Here is a 19,003-nt window from a genome sequence, read left to right as displayed (position 1 = left end):
CTCGACGACGCCGGCGCCGCGCTCGACGAGGGCGCCCCGCGGCTGCGCACCTACACCCACGACCTCGGCACCATCGAGGTCCACCTCGAGCCCTATCCGGCCCGGCCGACCCTGGTGGTCGGCGGCGCCACCCCGGTGGCGGCGGCGGTGCTGGAGTGGGCCACCGCGGTCGGCTTTCGCACCGTGCTGGTGGAGAGCCGCGCCGAGCGGCTCCGCGGCAGCCTCTGGGACGCCGACGCGGTGGTCGACCGGCCCGGTGCCCTCGACGCGGCGCTCGCCGGCGACGAGATCTACGCGGTGCTCACCGACCACGATGCCCCCGACGTCGTCGAGCTCTGCGCCCAGCTGCTCCCCCACCGTCCCCGCTACCTCGGGCTGATGGGCAGCCGCCGCCACACCTCCCACCACCTCGAGGCGCTGCGCGCCCGCGGCCTGGGCGACGCGGAGGTGGCCGCGATCCGCACCCCGGTGGGGCTCGACCTCGGCGGCCGCACCGCCCCCGAGATCGCGCTCTCGATCGTCGCCGGCCTGGTCGCGGCCCGGCGCGGCGGCGGCGGGGGGTGGAAGGACGCCTGAGGTCGCGGCCGGACGGTTCAGCCGAGCCAGACCAGCTGGGTGGCGCCGTCGAGGATGAACAGCACCCCGAGCACCCCCAGGCCGAGGCTTCCACAGACCAGCGGACGCGACCGCGCGACGATCGAGACCGAGGCGAGCACGATCGCGATCTGGAGCGCCGCCTCGGCGAACTGGTAGCCGTGGTGGCGGTGCTCCGCGGTGTCTCGCTGGGCCTCGAGCGAGCGCGCCAGGGGCAGCAGCGGCCGCCGCTTCGCCGCCTCGCTCGCCGCGGTCCGCTCCAGGTCGGCCGCCGCCCTCGCCGCCGCCTCCCCGCCCAGCTGGCGGAGGATGAGGGCGGAGTCGGCGCTCACCTTCTCCTTCACCGAGTCGGCCTGGTACTCGCTGAAGGTGTCGGTGGCGCGCTCCTGGGAGAGGATGGCGTCGGCGGTCGCCTGGTTGCCGAGCAGCGTGGCGATGGCGAGGAGCGCGGCGAGGACCGCGACGAGGATGGCGACGTGGCGCCCGAAATTGCCGCGGGCCGCCTGCTCCCCGGTCCGCTGGGCGTGCTCCATCGCCTCGTTGGCCTCCATCAGCCGTGCCTCCTCACAGCCGGGTCCTCACCTCCCAGAGCTCCGGGAAGAAGCGGCGCTCGACGGTGGAGCGCAGGTACTCGACCCCGGCGGAGCCGCCGGTGCCGGGGCGGGCGCCGATGGTGCGCGCCGCCATCAGCGCGTGGCGGAAGCGCCAGGTGGCGACCGCCTCGTCGTGGTCGCAGAGCAGCTCGGCGACGCCGTGCAGAGCGCTGCGGTCGGCGGTGCCGGCGTGGTCGCGGTAGAGCTCGGCGAGCACGGCGAGCCGCCGCTCGCGGGCCGCCTCGCCCTCGGGGAGGTCGAGCCCCTGGGCCCGGGCGCACCCGCAGTACGCCTCCCAGAGCGAGGGGCCGCCAGGGTCGCCGCCCGCGCCCGCCGCCGTCGACGACGCCCCGGCGACCCCGCCGCTGAGCCTCTCGATGGCCCGGAACTGCGCCGACTGGAAGCCGGACGCCGGGGCCAGGGGGTCGCGGAAGGCGAGGAAGTCCTCCGGGCCCATGGTCTCGAGCACGCCCAGCTGGTCGACCAGCAGGCCCTCGACGGCGAGCACCCGCCGCAGCGGCTTCACCGCGGTGTGGGCGCGGCCGGCGAGGAGCTCGTCGCGGGCGCGGACCAGCTCGTCGACCACCACCCGGAACCAGAGCTCGTAGACCTGGTGGACGACGATGAAGAGCAGCTCGTCGGGTGCGCCCTCGGTCAGCGGCCGCTGCAGCTTCAGCAGGTCGTCGATGAGCAGGTAGGAGTGGTACTCGGTGCTGCTCACGGGACCCGCCGTCCTCGCACCAGCACCGCCGAGGGCGTGGCCAGCACCTCGGGGTCGTCGCGCGGATCGGACGCGTAGCACACCAGGTCGGCAGCGGCGCCGCCCTCCAGGCCGGGCAGGCCGAGGTAGCGCCTCGCCGCGGTGGAGGCGGCGGCGATGGCGTCCACCGGCGGCAGCCCGCAGTGCCGGAGCAGCGCCACCTCGGCGGCGAGCGAGCCCGCGGGGCGGGTGTCGGTGCCGGCGAGCACGGTCACCCCCGCCGCCGCGGCGCCCGCCAGCATCGGGATGAGGCGCTCGACCAGGCGTGCGAACCGCTCCTCGCCGAGCATCTCGGCGGTGGTGGCGAGCGTCGGTGTCCAGGCGCCGCCGCGGCGGCCGAGGGCGGTCAGCGCGTCCCCGTCCATCCGGATCCCGTGCTCGATCGAGTCGACGCCCGCGGCGACCACGTCGGCGAGCGCCCGCCCGGTGACGTGGGCGGCCACCCGCGCCCCGGCGGCGTGCACCGCCTCGACGAGCCGGGTGAGCGTCTCCAGGTCGTAGTTCGGCATCGCCGGGCCGCCGTCGGGAAAGCGCTCGGGGAAGTCTGCGATCACCTTGACCCAGGTGGCGCCGGCGGCCACCTCGGCGAGCCCAGCCTCGACCACCCCGGCCGCCTCGACGCCCTCGTACAGACCGGGGATGTAGCGGCCCGGAGGGGCGAGGAAGCGGCCCGCGCGGAGCAGCCGCGGACCGTGGCCGCCGCCCTCGGGCAGGGTGGCCCCGGGCACGGCGCCGACGTCGCGCACCAGCAGCACCCCGGCCTCGAGGTGGGCGCGGAGGTTGGCGTCGATCAGCTCCGGCGAGCCGCGCCCCAGCCCGGTTCCGGCGATGTCGATGCTGAGGTGGGCGTGGGCGTCGACCAGCCCGGGCAGCGCCCAGCCGCCGGGCAGGGTCTCGGCCCCGTCCTGCGGCGCCGTGGTCAGCCGGCCGCCGTCGACCCAGAGGTCGACCGGATCCGCGCCCCCGGGGAGGAGCACGGCGTGGAGGTGCCAGCGGTCGGGACCCATGGCGGCGGAGGGTAGCGCGGTGATCGCGCGCGATGGCGCCGGCCGGGGGCGATGCCTACCATCCCGTCCCATGGATCCCGATGTGATCGCCCGGCTGCGGGCCGCGGTGGGGGCCGGCGCGGTGCTCACCGAGCCGGCGGCGGTGCGCGCCTACGAGTGCGACGGCCTCACCGGCCACCGCGCCGTCCCCGCCGCGGTGGTGCTGCCGCTCACCACCGAGGAGACCGCGGCGGCGGTGCGCATCCTCCACGGGGCGGGCATCCCGTACGTCGCCCGGGGCAGCGGCACCGGCCTGAGCGGCGGCGCGGTGGCGATCTCCGACGGGGTGGTGATCTGCCTGGCGCGGATGCGCTCGGTGCTCGCCGTCGACATCGCCAACGAGCGGGTGACGGTGCAGCCGGGGGTGACCAACCTCGCGGTGAGCGAGGCGGTGGCCGGGCACGGCTACTTCTACGCCCCCGACCCCTCCAGCGGCGCGGTCTGCAGCATCGGCGGCAACGTCGCCGAGAACAGCGGCGGCGCCCACTGCCTCAAGTACGGCTTCACCCTCCACCACGTCTGCGGGGTGACCATGGTCTGCCCCGGCGGCGAGGTGGTCCGGCTCGGCGGGGCCGTCGCCGACCCGCCCGGGTACGATCTGCTCGGGGTGGTGGTGGGCAGCGAGGGGACGCTCGGCATCGTCACCGAGGTGATCCTCCGGCTGGTGCCCCGCCCGCCCGCCTGCATCACCACCCTCGCCGCCTTCGACTCCATGGAGGCGGCGGGCGCCGCGGTCTCGGCGATCGTCGCAGAGGGCATCCTCCCGGCCGCGGTGGAGATGATGGACCGGCTCACCATCGAGGCCGCCGAGGCCGCGGTCAACGCCGGCTATCCCGACTGCGAGGCGCTGCTGCTGGTCGAGATCGACGGTCCCGAGGCCGAGTGCCGGACGGTTCTGGCCGCGGTCGACCGGATCTGCCGGGAGGCGGGAGGATCGGGGGCGCGGGTGGCCACCACCGCCGCCGAGCGCGCCCTGCTCTGGAAGGGGCGGCGGGCCGCCTTCGCCGCGATGGGCAGGGTGAGCCCCGACTACTACGTGCAGGACGGCGTGATCCCGCGCACCCGGCTGGGACCGGTGCTCCGCGGCATCCGCGAGCTCGAGCTCGAGTTCGGGCTGCGCGTCGGCAACGTGTTCCACGCCGGCGACGGCAACCTCCACCCCCTGGTCTGCTACGACGGCAACGTGCCCGGCCAGTCGGAGCGGGCGCTGGAGCTGGCCGGCCGCATCCTCGACCTCTGCCTCGCCGAGGGCGGATCGATCACCGGCGAGCACGGCGTCGGTCTCGACAAGGCCTGCCACATGCCCCGGATGTTCAGCGCCGATGCGCTCGCGGTGATGGCCCGGGTGCGCGACGCCTTCGACCCGGAGGGCCTCTGCAACCCCGGCAAGCTGCTGCCCACGCCGCGGCTCTGCGGCGAGGTGCCCGGCCCCTACCGCGCCCATCCCATCGAGACCGCCGGCCTGGCGGAGCGGCTGTGAGCACCGCCGCGGCACCGGCGCGGACCCTGCTGGAGCGCGCCGCCGGCGAGGACGCGGTGCGCGAGGGGACGGCCGCGGACGCGGTGGGCGGCCTCGTCCCGGCCGCGGTGGTGAGCCCCGTCGACGAGGCCGCGGTGGCCGCGGTCTGCTCCGCGGCGCATCGCGCCGGCCTCGCCCTGGTGGTGCGCGGCGCCGGCACCCGGCAGGGCTGGGGACGGACGCCGCGGCGCTGCGACGCCGTCCTCGACACCTCACGGCTGCGCGGCGTGGTCGAGCACGCCCCCGGCGACCTGGTCTGCACGGTGCGGGCGGGCACGCCGCTGGACGAGCTGCGCGAGGTCCTCGCCGCCGCGCCCGGGCACCGGCAGTGGCTGCCGCTCGACCCCCCGCAGCCCGGCGCCCAGACCGTCGGCGGCCTCGTCGCCACCGCCGCCGCCGGCCCCCTGCGGGTGCGCTACGGCACCGCCCGCGACCTGGTCATCGGCGCCCGCTTCGTGCTCGGCGACGGCACCGTGGGGCACAGCGGCGGACGGGTGGTGAAGAACGTCGCCGGCTACGACGTCACCCGCCTGCTGGTGGGGTCGCTGGGCACGCTGGCGGTGATCACCGAGGTGACCGTGCGCCTCCACCCGCTGCCACCGGCCAGCCGCAGCCTGCTGCTCGAGCGCGCCTCGCCGGCGCGGCTGGCGGCGCTGTCCGACCTGCTGCGCACCGCGCCGGTGGTGCTCAGCGCCGCCGACGTCTGCTGGCCCGACGCCACCGCCCGGCTGCGCGTCGACGGGACCGAGGAGGCGGTCGACGAGCAGGCCGCGGCACTCGCCGGGCTCACCGGCGCGCGCGTCCTCGACGGCGCCGAGGCGGAGGCGCTCGATGCCGCGCTCGCGGTGCGGCCGTGGCGCGGCGAGGGCGCGGTGGCGGGGCTGGCGGTGCCGCGCACCCGGCTCGCCGAGCTGCTCGAGCTCGCCTCCGCGTACGCCGTGGAGATGGTGGTGCGGGCCCCGCTCGGGGTGGCGGAGGCGCGCCTGCCCGAGCGGCCGGAGGTGGTGGCGCAGCTGCGCGCCGCAGTCGAGCGGCTCGGCGGCCACCTGGTGCTGCACCGCGGCGGCCCCGGGCTCGCCGGCGTGGCCCTGCCTGCCGGGGACGGCCCCGAGGTGGCGCTGATGCGCGCGCTCAAGCGCTCGCTCGACCCCGCCGGGGTGCTCGCCCCGGGTCGCGCCCTCGGCGACGAGGAGACGGCGTGACCGTCACCGGCGCCTTCGACGCCCACCATCCGCCGGCGCGCGCGCTGCTCGACGACTGCGTGCACTGCGGGTTCTGCCTCCAGGCCTGTCCCACCTACCAGCTCTGGGGCGAGGAGGCGGACTCGCCGCGGGGACGCATCCTGCTGATGGACGCCGCGCTCACCGGCACCGTCGACCTCACCGCCGGCCTGGTGCGGCACTGGGACCGGTGCCTCGGCTGCATGGCCTGCGTGCCCGCCTGCCCGTCGGGGGTGCGCTACGACCGGCTCATCGAGCAGACCCGGCAGCAGGTGGAGCGGCGCTGGCGGCGCCCCACCGCCGACCGCCTGCTCCGCGACGCGCTGTTCGCGTTCCTTCCCCACCCGCGCCGGATGCGGGTGCTCGCCCGCGGGCTCCTCCTGTACCAGCGCAGCGGTGTCCGCGACCGGCTGCGCCGCAGCGGGGTGCTCGCCCGGCTGCCCCGCCGGCTGCGCCTGATCGAGGCGCTGGCGCCGCCGCTCGACGCCGCCGCGCTGGGTGCGGACCCTCCGGCGCGGCTGCCCGCGCGGGCAGCGCCGCGGATGCGGGTGGCGATGCTCAGCGGCTGCGTCCAGCACGCCTTCTTCCCCGAGGTGAACGCCGCCGCCGCCCGGGTGCTCGCCGCCTGGGGTTGCGAGGTGGTCACCCCGCCGGCGCAGCCCTGCTGCGGCGCGCTGGAGATGCACTCCGGGCGGGAGGCCGCGGCGCTGCGGCGGGCGCGCACCCTGATCGAGCGGCTCGAGCACACCGGCGCCGACCGGCTCGCGGTCACCTCGGCGGGCTGCGGGTCGACGCTCAAGGAGTACGGCGAGCTGCTCGCCGACGACCCGCTGTGGGCGGCGCGGGCGGCCCGGCTCGCCGCCTCCGTCCGCGACATCAGCGAGCTGCTCGCCGAGCTGGGGAACCCGCCGCCGCTGTCACCGCTGCCGGTGCGGCTCGCGTACCACGACGCCTGCCACCTCGCCCATGCCCAGGGGGTGCGTGAGCAGCCCCGCGCGCTGCTCGCCGCGATCCCCGGCCTCGAGCTGGTCGCGGTCGCGCCCGGCGAGGCCTGCTGCGGCAGCGCCGGGATCTACAACCTGGTCGAGCCCGAGGCCGCGGGCGAGCTGGGCCGGCGCACCGCGGCCCGGCTGCACGAGGCGGCGCCCGAGGCGGTCGCCGCCGCCAACCCCGGCTGCCTGCTGCAGATCGGCAGCCACCTCGGCGCCCGCCGCACCCCGCTGCCGCTCTTCCACCCGGTCGAGCTGCTCGACGCCTCGATCCGCGGTGAGGACGCCCTCGCCATGCTTCGCGCTCGGGCCGAGCGCTGGTCGACGATGGGCCTCCCGGCCGGCCGCTGAGTGCACGCGGTGCGGCCGCGACTGTTCCGCCGCCGGCGTCCGCCGCCGGTGCGGCGGCGTTGGCCTTGGAGGTTGTGTTGGCTTCCCGGAGGTCGATTCCCCCGGCGGTGCAATACCTGCGGCAATCCCGCGTTTCAACGGCATGCCCATGGCGGGCAGACGAGGAAGGGAACGATGATCAGGGCGCAGGCCGTCACCGGTGGCGGCGCGCCGGAGCCAGGCTGAGACAGGACACGGTGGCCCGCACCGGCGAGCGCTGTCGCGGCGCATCGCCGCGGGCGACCCGGGCACCACCGCCCGCAGCGTGCGGCTGACGAGGGCGCCGACCGGCGCCCGCGCACCGACTGCTCGGGCGCTGGAAAACCCAGCCCTGTCAACACTTTCAGCCACAGCCATCGGGCAGTCGCCCCTCCTCCACCCCGGCCGCGTCCGGTTCACCTCCGCATCCCACCATCCGTCCAGGGCCCCGCTCCACCGCTGGAGCGGGGCTCCCTCGACGGCGGCCCGCCGGACACCCCAGGTTCACGCCAACCCCGGCAGATACTTGCGGAGCCGTCCGGACGGGGCGATAATGTCCCGGCGGCTCTCCCTCTCCGCATGGCGTTGCAGCGTCGACGGACGGGGGGACTGGGAGGTGGGAACATGACCGACGACGTCGACGCGCGTGCCGAGGAGTCCGAGGAGGAGGGCACGGAGGAGGGGACGGTCGCGGTTGCCGAGCCCGAGGCCGAGGCGCCCGCGGCGGAGGGCGAGGCGGAGGCCCCCGAGGCGGCGTCCGAGGCTGAGGCGCCCGAGGCGGAGGGCGAGGCTGGGGCCCCCGAGGCGGAGGGCGAGGCTGAGGCCCCCGCGTCCGAGTCCGGGGCTGAGGAGTCCGAGACCGAGGAGCCGGTCGCGGCCGAGTAGCGCGGGGCGAGGGGGGCGGCCGGCCGTCGCGACGGGTCCAGTGGCCCGTCGCGGCGGCGGCCGTGCGTCCGGCTGTTCTGTCGGTGTCAGATCACCCCAGCAACTCCGAGGGTCTCCACCAGCGGCGGATCAGCCGGGCGCGAGCCGGGCGGCGGTGGCCGCCGCCAGCAGCAGGCCGGGCGCGGCCGTGGTCCGCAGACCAACTTCTTCATCGGACGGAAAGGTACGTCTGCCTATCATTCGTGAGAAGTCGTCGCCGGGCCCTCTCACCCGGCCGGTCCCGAATGCCTGGAGGAGACGATGCCGGTCCTGCTGATCGCGTGCGATCGCGCCACGACGATGGCGCGACACCGCCGCCGGGCCCCGGCGGTCCCGACGTGACCGTCGCCCAGAGGGTCACCAGGGCGCCGGCCCTGGAACGAAGGGTGCACGCCCTCTTCCTCCCCGCGGGGAGGGCACCGGGTGGGCCGGGACGGGTCGGCGTCGAGATCGAGCTGCTCCCGGTCCGCATCGAGGAGGGAACCCCCACCCCGGTCTCGATCGACGCGATGCGCCGGGCACTCGCCCACGATCCCGGCCTCAGCGGCCTGGCCCGCCTCAGCTTCGAGCCGGGCGGCCAGGTGGAGCTCAGCCCCGCCCCCGCGGCCAGCGCCGCCGGGGCGCTGGAGGCGGCCTCCGTCCTCGTCGAGCGGCTGCGGCGGTGCGCCGATCGGGAGGGCATCAGCCTGGTCAGCGCCGCGGTCTCGCCGTGGCACGACCTCGACACCATCGGGCTGCAGAACTCCGCCCCCCGGTACCGCGCCATGCAGGCGCACTTCGACGCGATCGGCCCCTGGGGGCGCCGGATGATGCGGCAGACCACCGCCACCCAGGTCTGTCTCGACCTCGACGGCGGGGAGCGGTGGCGGCTGCTCAACCGCGCCGGGCCCGCGCTCGCCGCCGCCTTCGCCGCCTCGCCGCTGCTCGACGGCAGCCCCAGCGGGCTGCGCAGCACCCGCACCGCGATCTGGCAGGGCGTCGACCCCGACCGCACCGGCTTCGACGGCCGCCACCTCGGCGGCGATCCGGTCGCGGGCTACCACGAGCTCGCCCTGGGCGCGCACGCCATCCCCCTGGCCCGCGCCGAGGGCGAGCGGCTCCCCGCCCGGCTTCCGATGCGGCGCTGGCTGTCGGTCGCCGGCGCCCGTCCCGACGGCGACGACCTCGACCATCACCTCACCACCCTCTTCCCGCCGGTGCGGCCGCGCGGCTACCTCGAGGTGCGCTACCTCGACGCCCTCCCCGCCCGGTGGCTGCCGGTCCCGGTCTGCGTCCTCGCCACCCTCACCGGCGAGCCGGGCGCCCGCCGCCGCGCCCTCGAGCTGCTCGAGGCCGACCCCACCGGCGACGACTGGTGGCGGGCGGCGCGGCAGTCGACCACCGACCCGGAGCTGCGGGGCACCGCCCTCGCCCTCTTCGACGCCGCGCTCGCGGGGATGACCCGGCTCGACCGCGGCTACCTCCCCGCCTCGGCTCCCGCGCTGGTGGCCGAGTACCGCGAGCGCTTCGTCGCCGCCGGTCGCTGCCCCGCCGACGAGATGCTGGAGCGGTACACCGACCGACCCGAGGAGCTCAGCACATGGACGTGAAGCAGGGCATCGCCGAGCGGCTCGGCGAGGCACGCCGGCGCACCGAGGCGCTGCTCGCCCCCCTCGACGACAGCGCGGTGATGGCGCAGCACGACCCCCTGCAGAGCCCCCTGGTCTGGGACTACGGGCACATCGCGGTGTTCGAGGAGCTGTGGCTGGTGCACCGGCTCAGCGGGGTCGAACCCCCCGACGACGAGCTGATGCGCCGCTACGACGCCTTCGAGAATCCCCGCGGGGTGCGCGGCACCCTGCCGCTGATGGCGCGCGCGGAGGTGGCCGCCTACCGCGACTCCGTCGACGGGCGCGCCCTCGACCTGCTCGCCGAGGCCGACCTCGACGGCGACGACCCGCTGCTCCGCGACGGTTTCGTGCACGAGATGATCATCGAGCACGAGCACCAGCACACCGAGACCATCCTGCAGACCCTCCAGCTGGTCGCGAGCGGCTACCGGCCGGCGCTGCCGCCACCCCCGGCGGCACGGCCGGTCAGCCTCGACAGCGTCGCCGTGCCCGCGGGGCGGTACCCGGTCGGCACCCCCGGCCACCATCCCTACGACAACGAGCGCGGCGTCCACGAGGTCGACCTCGCCGGCTTCCGCATCGACCGCTTCCCGGTGAGCTGTGGCCAGTACCTGGCCTTCATCGAGGACGGCGGCTACCGGCGCCCCGAGCTCTGGGGCGAGGGCGGTCGTGAGTGGCTCGCCGGCAGCGGCGCGATCGCGCCCAAGCACTGGCGTCGCGAGGCCGGCGGCTGGGTCACCGACCGGTTCGGCCACACCGTGGGCGTCGACGCGGACGTGCCGGTGATGCACGTCTGCTGGCACGAGGCCGACGCCTGGGCACGCTGGGCGGGACGCCGGCTGCCCACCGAGTTCGAGTGGGAGGTGGCGGCGCGCTGGGACCCGGAGACGGGGACGATGCGGCGGTACCCCTGGGGCGACACGCCGCCCACCCCGGAGCACGCCAACCTCGACCAGCGGCTCTTCGGCTGCGCCCCGCTCGGCGCCTATCCGCGCGGAGCCAGCGCGCTCGGCTGCGAGCAGATGGTGGGCGACGTCTGGGAGTGGACCTCGAGCGACTTCCTCGCCTACCCGGACTTCGAGGCCTTCCCCTATCCCGAGTACTCGGCGGTGTTCTTCGGCGGCGACTACAAGGTGCTGCGCGGGGCGTCCTGGGCGGCCCGGCCCAGCATCGGCCGCGCCGCGTTCCGCAACTGGGATCACCCGATCCGCCGGCAGATCTTCGCCGGCTTCCGCTGCGCCGCCGGCGGCGAGGAGACGTGACCATGGTGCTCGCCCCGCTGACCGTCGCCGTGCACACGGTGGGCCGCAACGCCCGCGACGAGCTGATCGCCGACGTCCGCGAGGGACTGGCCCGGCGCCCGCGCCGGCTGCCCCCGCGCTGGTTCTACGACGAGGAGGGCTCGCGCCTCTTCGACCTGATCACCGAGCTGCCCGAGTACTACCAGACCCGCACCGAGAGCGCGATCCTCCGTGACCGCGCCGCCGAGATCGCCGCCCTCACCCGGCCCGAGGCGCTGGTCGAGCTCGGCGCGGGCTCCTGCAGCAAGACCCGGCTGCTCCTCGACGCCTGCCGCCGCCTGGGCACGCTGCGCAGCTTCACCCCGTTCGACGTCTCCGACACGGTGGTGCAGCGCACCTCCCGGGAGCTCGTCGACGAGTACCCGGGGCTCACCGTCTACGGCATGGTCGGCGACTTCAGCAGCCACCTCGGGCACATCCCCCGGCTGGGCAGCCGGCTGGTGCTCTTCCTCGGCAGCACCATCGGCAACCTCGAGGTCGACGACCGGCGCCGCTTCCTCGACGAGGTGCGCGCCCTGCTCGAGCCCGGCGACACCTTCCTCTGCGGCTTCGACCTGGTCAAGGACCGCGCCGAGCTCATCGCCGCCTACGACGACGCCGCCGGGGTCACCGCCGCCTTCAACCGCAACGTCCTCCACGTCATCAACCGCGAGCTCGGCGCCGACTTCGACCCCGAGGCATTCACCCACGTCGCCCTCTACGACCCGGTCCTCGACCGCATCGAGATGCACCTGCGCTCGGAGGGCGCCCAGACCGTGGACATCCCCGCCGCCGCCATGCGCGTCGACTTCGAGGCCGGCGAGACCCTGCGCACCGAGATCAGCGCCAAGTTCACCCGCGCGGTGGTGGAGACGTGCCTCGGCGAGTCGTCGATGCGGCTGGCCGCCTGGTTCACCGACCCCGCCGAACGCTTCGCGCTGGCGCTGGCATCGGGGGTGTGACGACGGCTACCCGACGGTGAAGGGGGCCGACGCCGAGCCGAGGTCGCCCCAGGTGGCGGTCTCGTGGTACGCGCCCGCGGGCGGCGGCGGGCCCTGGCAGCTCGAGGCGTCGCAGGTGTGCTGGTTCCACGAGGTGGTCTCGGTGCGGCTCCCCCCGGCGGGGAGGACGACGAGCCGCTCGTAGAGCGGGCAGCTCTGGCCGGGCCCGCAGGTGCGCCACACCTCGCCGCCGCCGCCGCTCACCGTGAACTGGGGGTCGCGGGGACTGACGTCGAGGCTGCAGGGCTGGGCGGAGTGGTTGGTGAGGGTGGTGGTGAGGGTGATCGGGTCGCCGGCGCGGTAGGCGGAGCGGTCGGTCGACGCGCCGGCGGTCACCTCCCCCGCGGTGCATCGCGACGCCGCCCCGGGCGAGGTCGGCGCCGCCGGCGACGGGGTGGCGGATGGGGCCACGGCGACCGGCACCGAGGCGCTGCCGACGGCGGCGGGCACGGCGCTGCTCGACGGCGGGCTGGCCGCGGCCTGGCCACACCCGGTGAGCGCCACGGTGAGCGCGGCCACAGCCGTCACCACCCCCCATCTGACCACGGTCATGGCCCCAGTCTAGTGCCGCCGCACCGCGCCCGTCGGGGCCCCGGCTGTGGCGCCCCGCACAATGACGCCGCCGGGTCGGGGTGGCGACACTGGTCGGATGCGTCTCCCCCTGCCCGTCGCCCTCGCCCTCCTCAGCGGCCTCGCCACCGGTTGCAGCGACGGCTCGCAGCGGGCCGCCCCGTTGACCGGCACCGCCCCGGCGGCGGCCACGAACACCCCGGTCCCGACCACCGGCGGGCCGGTCCCGGTGAAGCTGCGCCACTTCCCCGCGGGGCTGGCGGTGATCGGCATCCAGCCCGCGGCCAAGCAGCTGACCGTCGAGATCAGGGTGGCCGGACTGGCGCCGGGCAGCACCCGTCCCGCCCGGCTGATGAGCGGGAGCTGCGCCCACGCCGGCACCGTCGTCCACCCCCTGGACCCGCTGGTGTTCGCCGCCAACAGCATCGCCGACACCACCACCACGGTGAACAACGCCAGGGAGACGGAGATCCCGGCGACCGGCTGGTACCTGGCCGTCTACCGGGGCACCGCCGCCGCCGACCAGAACGTCGAGGTGCTCTGCGGCGACCTCGACAACCCGGTCAGCCAGGGGGTCATCACCGCCGGGCTCAGCGTGGTGGTGCCGCCCGGAGGCCCCGACGCCCAGGCGGCGGGGGCGGCCACCCTCACCGTCGCCGGAGACCAGCTGAAGGTGGTTCTCGACGCCACCGGGCTCACCCCGGGGAGCACCCGCGACGCACAGCTCCGCAAGGGCAACTGCGAGGGCGAGGGTCCGGTGCTGCACCCCCTGGCGGCGCTGACCGCCGACGCCAGGGGGCATGCGGTGAGCACCACGATGATCCCCGGCATCGCCGGCATCCCGCTCAACCAGTGGTTCATCGGGATGACCCCGCAACAGCCCGCGGTGCTCGACCCGGTGCTCTGCGGCAACGTCGGGACCTAGAGGAGGAGGAGCCTCCTCCTCAGATCCCCGCGCGGGCCTGGCCGCGCAGCATCGGCACGGTCACCAGCGCCACCGCCGCGGCCATCGCGGCGCCGACCAGCAGCAGCACCACCGTCGCGACGCCTCCGGCGGCGACCGCCGGCGCCGCGGCCAGCGGCGGCGGCGGGGCCACGTTGGCGAGCGCCGCGGTGGTGAACAGCACCAGGAGCACGCCGGCCACCTCGGCGCGGAGCACGGTGCCCACCGCGACGGCGTCGACGCGTCCGGGGCGCAGGCCGTGCCAGCGACCGAGGGTTGCGACCAGCATGGTCCACGCGACCAGCGCCACCTTGAGGGTGAGCAGCCGCCCGTAGGTGGTGGAGAGCAGCTGTCCCGGCGAACCGATCTGGGTGAGCGCGGCGGCGCTGCCGGTGAGCACGATGGCGAGCACCGAGAGCAGGGCGAGGCGCCCGTAGCGGCTGAGCACGCTCGCGACCTCGGGGTCGCGCGCGGTCCCGCGGCGGGTCCATAGCATCGTCGCCAGGTAGCCGAGGGCGCCCACCCAGGTCAGCGCCACCACCACGTGGAGGACGATCGCCGCCTCGCCCCAGGGCGATGCGCTCGCCGGGTGGGCACGCATGCCCACCAGGACCATGGCGCCGACCACCGACCCGAGGCAGACGAGGCGGTCGCGGAGGAGGATCAGCGCGCCCAGCGCGTTGAGCACGAGGGCCATGCTCGCGAGGTTCTCGAGGCCGACCCGCACCGCGAAGGCGGCGCCCCACGTGCTCGGCTGGAAACCGCCGAGCACGCTGCCGTCGTGGAGGCGGCCCGCGGTGGCCGCGAAGGCGAGCACCGACCCGGCGAGCGCGACCAGCATGGCGATGGCGAGGTGGCGGGTGGAGAGGCGGAAGCTGGGACGGCCCCCGCCGGGCCCGGCCAGGGCGCGCTCGGCGGCGAGACCGCCCCCGGCGATCGCGAGGCCGATGAGGAGGAGCCAGCTGGCCAGGGTGCCGGGCCAGTCCCGCCGCTGCTCGTCGCCGCCGGTGGTCGGCAGGCCGCCGACGCCGAGCACCTTCGCGGGGGCGGCGCTGCCGGGCGGGGGTGCCGGGCCGACCGAGAAGGCGATGGTGCCGTCGGTGAGGTGTCCGTCGTCGGCGGAGATCACCGTCCAGATCGCGGCGTAGTCGCCGTTCGTCAGCGACGGAAGGGTGACCGAGATGCTGGTGCCGGTGGGGCTGACCCGCGCCACCGCGCCGGGCACCAGCTCGAACCTCCCGGTGAACACCTGCACGCCGCTGTGGGCGAGCGCCACCGGCTGGGTGAAGAGCAGCTGCAGCCCGGTCGGAGCGGTGTCGAGCCGCTGGCCGGTCCGCGGGTTGCTCACCGCCAGGTAGGCGTGGGCGCTGGCGTGCAGCGGGGTCAGGAGGCTGCCCAGCACAGCGAGGGCGAGCGCCACCAGCGCCACCCGCCAGGGTTTCGGGACGGCGCGGACCCGTTGGTCCGCGCCGTCCACAGCGAGGAAGGAGGGCGTCACGTGAAGGGAGCGGCCCCGCCGCTCAGTCCTGGCCGCGGCGTGGCCGGCCATACCGCCCGCCGAGGCGGAAGGCGACCAGGAGCCCGACGGCGATGAGCACGGTGGTCTCGTTGCCACCGAGGATGCCGCCCGACTGCGGCGCCAGCTGCGTCCCCGTGGGAAGCAGCGGCAGGCCGGTGGGGGGCAGCTGAGCCGGAGCGGCGGGCGGAGCGTAGGGCTGCATCGCGCTCGGAGTCGGCAGCGCCGGCAGCGCCGGGGGAACGCCCGCAACCGGCTTGTCGGAGGGAGCCACCTCGAGCACGGTGACCAGCCCCATCATCCCGGCGTCGTCGTGGGCGTGGGCGAAGATGTGGCAGTGCATCAGCCAGTTGCCCGCCGTCATCGGTGTCCAGAGGAGGTCCAGGGTCTGGCCGGTGCCGATCAGCGTGGTGTCCATCCATTCCGGTACGGCCAGGCGTATCCCGTCCCTCGCCACCAGTTGGAAGGGGAAGCCGTGGAGATGGATGGGGTGGATCTGGTCACCGGTGTCGATGACCCGGATGTGGACCTTCTCGCCGACCTTGGCCCTGAGCGGGTAGGTGTACGGGAAGCCCTTGCCGTTCAGCACCAGGCCCAGGTAGGTGTCGCCGATCATCACCCGGTAGTCGTGGTCGGCGGGGAAGTCGCCGGTCCGGGGGACGATCTCCAGCGAGCCGTAGAGGCCGAGGCCCTCGTCCCTGCCCGACGTGTGGGTGTGGTACCAGTGCGAGCCCGTCGCCACCGCCGTCCAGACGTAGGTGTAGGTGGCGCCGGGTGAGATCAGCGGCTGGGTGATGCCGGGGACCCCGTCCATCTCGTTGGGCAGGATCATCCCGTGCCAGTGGACGCTGGTCGCCACCGGCAGCTGGTTGGTCACCAGCAGCCGGAGCTTGTCGCCCTCGTTGACCCGGATCACCGGGCCGGGGATGGTGCCGTTGAAGGCGTACGCGGTCTGGGTGTTGCCCGGCGCCGTTGTCCAGGTGATCGGCGCCATCCGGAGCTTGAACTCCTTCACCCCGTCCTTGTCGGTGGTGTAGGGGGCGAGGCGGGTGCCGTCACCGAGCGTGCCCGGTCCGGACACGCCCTGGGGCAGCTCGGTGGGCTGGTAGGCGGCGGGTTGCGCAGCAGGCGCGGCGGCCTGCTGCGGACGGCCCACCGGCACCGCGACCGCCGGTGCCGCGGCGGTGCGGTTCGCAGGCCTGGAGCCCGGCGGCAGGGGCAGCTTCGGCAGCGGAGGCAGCGGCCCCGACTCCGGCGTGGGCGATGGTGCGGGTTCCTCGGTCGGCGGCGGCGCGCCCGGGGGCGAGCCCTTGCCGACGATCACCTTGCCGGTCATGTAGGTGTGCAGCCGGCAGTGGTACCCGTAGGTGGTGTCGTCGCTGTCGAAGGTGTGGGTGAACGACGAGCCGGGCTTGATCTCGGCGTTGGGATCGTTGGTCCTGCGTCCGTCCGAACTGAAGGCGCCGTCGTCCTGGATCACGGTGTGGCTCTGGCGGTTGGTCTCCGTGTTGGTCCAGGTGACCGTGTCGCCCTTGCTGATCTTGATCTCCTGGGGCTTGTAGCTGAAGCCCATGATGGTGACCGCCGCCGTGGCTGCCCGAGCGCGGCTGGGCGCCAGCCGCACCGCTGCGGCGACCACGGCCATGAGGGCGATCAGCATCAGGGAGACTGCGACGCGCCGCGGTGATCTGCGGCAGGTCGCGTCGACAGTGCTCTGGATTCGCGTCATCTCCGTCCTCGCTGGTACTGGCCGTCTGAAGGCTTCCGTCCGGGCAGCCGGTGCGGAAGTCTTCCCGGCGGGTCTGGGTGCCCGTCCCGGCGGGGACGGGCACCCGAGGCGATCAGGTGTTTAAAATTCTAGGTTGTCAGCCGCAGGCTCTGGGATTCAGAGGATCCAGCTGCTGGCAGGTGAGGCCGGCCCGGAGCCCCGCGGGGAGCCTCTGGACCCAGCCGTTGTAGACGAGCGGCAGAGCGAGCACGCCCTGGCCACCCATGCCGTCCAGGGTGTACTGCCCGCGCAGGCCCTGGAGCTTCTTCGGGGACACGTCGGTCTTGGTGCTCGGCCCGATGTCGGTGAGGACCTTGCCGACGACCGTGGCAGCGGAGATGTCGCCAGTGCCGGCCGGATCGGGATCGACCACGGAGGTGACGTTGGCGAACTTGCTGGTCACGTAGGCGTAGTAGCCGCCGCCCTTCTTGGCGCCCCAGTTCACACCGTGGCAGCCGGGATCGCAGGGCAGGACCTTGACGACCTCGTCCTTGGAGATGTCGATGACGTCCATGTTGCCCGAGACCGCGTTGGCCACGACCATGACCTTGTTGTCAGGGCTGACCGCGTTCTGGATGGGCAGGATGCCCGGCGCCGCGGGCCCCGCGTCGGAGCTGAACGGCGGGAAGACGATGGGCAGACCCGTGCCGGCGCCGCCCTGCGACCCGGTCACGTAGTCGTAGCCCTTGGTCAGCGAGATGTTCTTGGTGTCGACCAGGCTGCCGCCGCTGTGGCAGGCGCGGCCGGCGGTCGAGATGCAGACGATGTTGTTGCTCATCAGACCGGCCGAGTAGGCGCGGTCGGCGTTGGAGCTCATTGCCGTCGCGATCGGGACGCTGCCCACGAACGCCCGCTTGGTGATCGAGAGGTTCGGATCACTGGCGTTCAGGTTGAACAGCGACGCGCTGTCGAAATTGGCGTTCGGAGCGACCGCGGTGTTGCCGTCGGCGCTCAGCCAGTGCGCGTGCGGATGGGCGATGCCCTCACCGGGGAGCACCGCGGAGAAGTTCTTCTCGACGCCGTTGTCGCCAGGGGCGACCTCGGTCAGCTTGTTCTCGCCGTTGATGCCGACGACGAGCTCGTCGGTCTGGCTGCGGGTCATGACGTGAGCGGGCGAGAGGCCCACCACCGTCTGGCGCAGGAACTGGCCGGTGAAGCGGTCGAACGCCGTGGTCTTGTTGGAGAACCACTCATCGGCGTAGACCGTGTTCTCGTCGCGGCTGACCCACTGGTTGTGGGGGTTGTCGAGGCCGCCGCCGTTGTTGATGGAGGGGAGGCCGAACTTGCGAACCACCTGCCAGGAGTTGGTGTCGATGAAGGACACGGTTCCCGGGTAGGCCTTCTCGTTCAGCTCCTCCATCTGGGTGGACTGCATCACCTCACCCACCCCCGGGACCTTCGGATGGCTTGCATCCGTGATCGCGGGGATCGCGATGGGCTCATGGAAGTACTGATGGAAGAACGCCTCGAGGTTCGGGATCAGGTTCGGCGTTCCGCTCGCGTCGTGCACGATGATCGGAGCAGGCGCGTAGCGCGGCATCCACGAGCCGGACTTGTCCGGGTAGTACCGCTTCCAGTTCTCAGCATTGGTGATGATGAAGAAGGTGCGGACCAGCCGGTAGATGTAGTCCGACGCCGAGGGGATCGGCTTGTCGACGCCCCGGACGCTCAGCATCTTGCCGAAGTCGGGCACCAGGGTCCCATCGGCCGCCGAGGCGGGATCGATGACCAGCACGGCGCCGAGCATGTACGGATGGATGGTGCACTGGAATGCATACAGACCGGGGGTGGTCAGGGTGACCGACTTCTCCCCGATGAAGCCACCATCGTTATGGAAGGGCATGCCGGCTGCGCCGGTCGGCCAGATCACGCTGTCGGGATCGTGGTCGCTGAGGGTGTCGGGGGGACCGACGATGAACTTCACCGTGGTCCCGGTGAGCGCCACCGCCAGCGAGTGGGAGCCGGCGACGTCGACGCCGGTGTCGAACCACGTCGGTCCGTCGTTGAGGTGGAAGATCGGCGGAACGAGCGGCAGCTCGCCCGCCGCCGACACCGGCTTGTTCGAGGAGATGCGTGTCCCGCCCAGGGCGACGGCCCCGAGCATCGCGGGAACCAACAGCATCGGGAGCAGACGCTTCAAGCGTCTCCCTCTTGTTGTACCTGCAGCCATACAGTGAATTCCTCTAAGTGCGGGCAGGGTTTCTCCGTGCCCGCCATCGATCTCACACACCCAATTGCCACGTTCAGGCTCGGCGTATGGGCACCTCCTTGACTACTCCTTCATCACATCCGCCTGGCGGG

16 protein-coding genes are annotated in these 19,003 nt (G+C 74.4%); 9 read left to right on the top strand and 7 right to left on the bottom strand.

What is annotated here, in order from left to right; genetic code table 11:
* Positions 1-576: XdhC family protein (locus VGL20_12850; GenBank protein HEY2704571.1), on the top strand; the 576-nt coding region annotated here is incomplete at its 5' end.
* Between the two features lie 17 nt (positions 577-593).
* On the opposite strand, the gene VGL20_12845 is transcribed toward VGL20_12850, so the two are convergent.
* The 3 genes from VGL20_12845 to VGL20_12835 are packed head-to-tail and all read right to left on the bottom strand — an operon-like array spanning position 594 to position 2,954.
* Positions 594-1,145, bottom strand: coding sequence for a DUF4337 family protein (locus VGL20_12845; protein ID HEY2704570.1), 552 nt, complete (start codon positions 1,143-1,145; stop codon positions 594-596).
* A 13-nt stretch (positions 1,146-1,158) separates the two neighbouring features.
* Positions 1,159-1,908 (bottom strand): tryptophan 2,3-dioxygenase family protein, encoded by a 750-nt coding sequence (locus tag VGL20_12840; GenBank protein ID HEY2704569.1) that lies wholly within the window; start codon positions 1,906-1,908, stop codon positions 1,159-1,161.
* On the bottom strand, positions 1,905-2,954 hold the full coding sequence (locus VGL20_12835; protein ID HEY2704568.1) for an amidohydrolase family protein: 1,050 nt from the start codon (positions 2,952-2,954) through the stop codon (positions 1,905-1,907). The genes VGL20_12840 and VGL20_12835 overlap by 4 nt, the downstream gene beginning before the upstream one ends.
* A gap of 70 nt (positions 2,955-3,024) precedes the next feature.
* Here VGL20_12835 and VGL20_12830 point away from each other — a divergent pair, with 70 nt between their 5' ends.
* From VGL20_12830 to egtD, 7 genes are all read left to right on the top strand, one after another.
* On the top strand, positions 3,025-4,473 hold the full coding sequence (locus VGL20_12830) for an FAD-linked oxidase C-terminal domain-containing protein (GenBank protein HEY2704567.1): 1,449 nt from the start codon (positions 3,025-3,027) through the stop codon (positions 4,471-4,473).
* A complete protein-coding gene (locus VGL20_12825) occupies positions 4,470-5,714 on the top strand; it encodes an FAD-binding protein (protein ID HEY2704566.1) in 1,245 nt (414 codons plus the stop codon). Before VGL20_12830 ends, VGL20_12825 begins: the two co-directional genes overlap by 4 nt.
* A complete protein-coding gene (locus VGL20_12820) occupies positions 5,711-7,072 on the top strand; it encodes a heterodisulfide reductase-related iron-sulfur binding cluster (GenBank protein ID HEY2704565.1) in 1,362 nt (453 codons plus the stop codon). The genes VGL20_12825 and VGL20_12820 overlap by 4 nt, the downstream gene beginning before the upstream one ends.
* Before the next feature lie 642 nt (positions 7,073-7,714).
* Positions 7,715-7,975 (top strand): hypothetical protein, encoded by a 261-nt coding sequence (locus VGL20_12815; GenBank protein HEY2704564.1) that lies wholly within the window; start codon positions 7,715-7,717, stop codon positions 7,973-7,975.
* 377 nt (positions 7,976-8,352) lie between these two features.
* Positions 8,353-9,603, top strand: coding sequence for a glutamate-cysteine ligase family protein (locus VGL20_12810; protein ID HEY2704563.1), 1,251 nt, complete (start codon positions 8,353-8,355; stop codon positions 9,601-9,603).
* Positions 9,594-10,886, top strand: coding sequence for an ergothioneine biosynthesis protein EgtB (gene egtB, locus VGL20_12805; GenBank protein ID HEY2704562.1), 1,293 nt, complete (start codon positions 9,594-9,596; stop codon positions 10,884-10,886). Before VGL20_12810 ends, egtB begins: the two co-directional genes overlap by 10 nt.
* Positions 10,887-10,888: 2 nt before the next feature.
* Positions 10,889-11,866, top strand: a complete 978-nt coding sequence (gene egtD, locus VGL20_12800) for an L-histidine N(alpha)-methyltransferase (GenBank protein ID HEY2704561.1) — start codon at positions 10,889-10,891, stop codon at positions 11,864-11,866.
* Between the two features lie 6 nt (positions 11,867-11,872).
* On the opposite strand, the gene VGL20_12795 is transcribed toward egtD, so the two are convergent.
* The gene (locus tag VGL20_12795; GenBank protein HEY2704560.1) at positions 11,873-12,457 is read right to left on the bottom strand and encodes a hypothetical protein; all 585 of its coding nucleotides are present in this window, start codon (positions 12,455-12,457) and stop codon (positions 11,873-11,875) included.
* 97 nt (positions 12,458-12,554) lie between these two features.
* Here VGL20_12795 and VGL20_12790 point away from each other — a divergent pair, with 97 nt between their 5' ends.
* Positions 12,555-13,400 (top strand): hypothetical protein, encoded by an 846-nt coding sequence (locus VGL20_12790; GenBank protein ID HEY2704559.1) that lies wholly within the window; start codon positions 12,555-12,557, stop codon positions 13,398-13,400.
* Positions 13,401-13,419: 19 nt separating this feature from the next.
* Here VGL20_12790 and VGL20_12785 read toward each other — a convergent pair whose 3' ends face one another.
* The 3 genes from VGL20_12785 to VGL20_12775 form a co-directional block, all read right to left on the bottom strand.
* A complete protein-coding gene (locus tag VGL20_12785) occupies positions 13,420-14,838 on the bottom strand; it encodes a copper resistance protein CopC (protein HEY2704558.1) in 1,419 nt (472 codons plus the stop codon).
* Positions 14,839-14,938: 100 nt separating this feature from the next.
* Entirely contained in the window at positions 14,939-16,594 is a 1,656-nt protein-coding gene (locus tag VGL20_12780; GenBank protein HEY2704557.1) for a multicopper oxidase domain-containing protein, read from the bottom strand.
* Positions 16,595-16,799: 205 nt separating this feature from the next.
* Complete coding sequence (locus tag VGL20_12775; protein HEY2704556.1) at positions 16,800-18,842, bottom strand: copper oxidase; 2,043 nt, start codon at positions 18,840-18,842, stop codon at positions 16,800-16,802.
* Positions 18,843-19,003: the final 161 nt, after the last annotated feature.

Source organism: Candidatus Dormiibacterota bacterium (genome assembly GCA_036495095.1).
Taxonomy (GTDB): Bacteria; Chloroflexota; Dormibacteria; order Aeolococcales; family Aeolococcaceae; genus CF-96.
This window is presented reverse-complemented; position numbering and strand designations above follow the sequence as displayed.